We start from the raw sequence: 1,356 nt of genomic DNA, 5'->3' as shown, positions 1-1,356 counted from the left end.
TGAATACAGAGTTTAACAATTTCGCATTAACAGATTTTAAGAGACGCCAGTGATTTAAGCTCAATTTTAACAGCGTTTTTGAATTTATATGTCTGATCTTTATTTGTTGTTATATCATAAATTAGTCCTCTATGAGACGGATCATATTTAGAGGGATTGAATCTAAATATAGCCGTTTGTTTTGATTGATTCCATATTTGGTCATCAAAGTCAGCCCTAAATGCTTTTAACGTGACAGCTGCTTTACGGGATTCTCCATTAATTGATAATTTTACGCTTTCGATGTCACTTTGGCTAACTATAATATTAAGATTGGGCACATTGGCATTGAGTGATGGTATCATTAAAATCACAGGTTTTTTAAAGAAATCATCAATGTCAATAGATTTTGAAAAAGACTCAGGTATAGCGAAGTTCATTTGATATCTGCCATTATCTAATCTTTTAATTGTCGCGTTATATATGGTTTTTTCATTGTAAAGCGCCATAAAGAAATTGGTTTCCCCAGCCTCCAACAAAGATACTAGCATTAAAACGGCGTTATCATCCGCAAAGATTGTATTTTGGATTGAATAGATATGGTTTGACATATTATACATACATTGCTAAAATTCATAATCTTCAATCTGCCCTGAAACCAATGAAAGATTCATCAATATCAAAACAAGCAGTCCGAAATACTACCCCCAATAATTCATCCGGAAGCATACACATCGTTTCAAAGACTGATGAAGTCTTCGGATCCTCATAAGAATCTTTATTATGGCAGGTACTGTACAGCATACAACTAATTATTGAATATGCTTTTGTTAATGATTTCTTGCTTTCTAGATTCACAGGACTTCATTACATCTGATGCCTCACGAATAATTTTTTCCATCGCAGAGACCTTATGAAGGACTTGTTGTTGTTCGCCTGTTGTTAAATTGGGAATCTCGAAACGAAGATTGTTTATCTTATTTCCGCGTGGCATTTTTACACCACTCTTATCTTGCATCATATGGTCAAAGAAGACCTTTCTACGCAATGCGTAATATACAAATTCAGGTGAATATAGCATTGGATCTTTCACACGGATAACCAGTACATCAGGGTTGCAGCCTCCATCACAATCAGCAAACCATATCTTCTGAAGATATGGACGGATGTTTGAGACTAGAATATCGCCTTTTTTATATTCAATTACAGTATTCACTTCTGGTGAACCCTCATAATAAGTTCTTCCTTCACAATCTTGCAACATATTCTCGGTAGAAATATAATTCGCAGGATCAATGCTTGAATAATCTATTCTATTGGTTTGATATTCACAAATTTGATCCAATCGAATTACCCCCCCATTTTAGATTTTTTAAC

2 protein-coding genes are annotated in these 1,356 nt (G+C 34.3%); both read right to left on the bottom strand.

Features of this window, described 5'->3' with window-relative positions:
* Positions 1-26 precede the first annotated feature (26 nt).
* The gene (locus tag JX312_RS13685; protein ID WP_204458471.1) at positions 27-590 is read right to left on the bottom strand and encodes a hypothetical protein; all 564 of its coding nucleotides are present in this window, start codon (positions 588-590) and stop codon (positions 27-29) included.
* Positions 591-787: 197 nt separating this feature from the next.
* The gene (locus JX312_RS13680; protein ID WP_204458469.1) at positions 788-1,243 is read right to left on the bottom strand and encodes a hypothetical protein; all 456 of its coding nucleotides are present in this window, start codon (positions 1,241-1,243) and stop codon (positions 788-790) included.
* Positions 1,244-1,356: the final 113 nt, after the last annotated feature.

This window comes from Barnesiella sp. CU968 (assembly GCF_905219685.1).
In the GTDB taxonomy this organism is placed as follows: domain Bacteria; phylum Bacteroidota; class Bacteroidia; order Bacteroidales; family Muribaculaceae; genus Lepagella; species Lepagella muris_A.
Note: the sequence above shows the minus strand (reverse complement) of the source record. Positions and strands in the feature narration are given on the sequence as shown.

Excerpts from the sequence above, each read along its gene's own strand:
- JX312_RS13685 (WP_204458471.1), bottom strand. The coding sequence starts at position 590 with ATGTCAAACCATATCTATTCAATCCAAAATACAATCTTTGCGGATGAT.
- JX312_RS13680 (WP_204458469.1), bottom strand. The coding sequence starts at position 1,243 with ATGTTGCAAGATTGTGAAGGAAGAACTTATTATGAGGGTTCACCAGAA.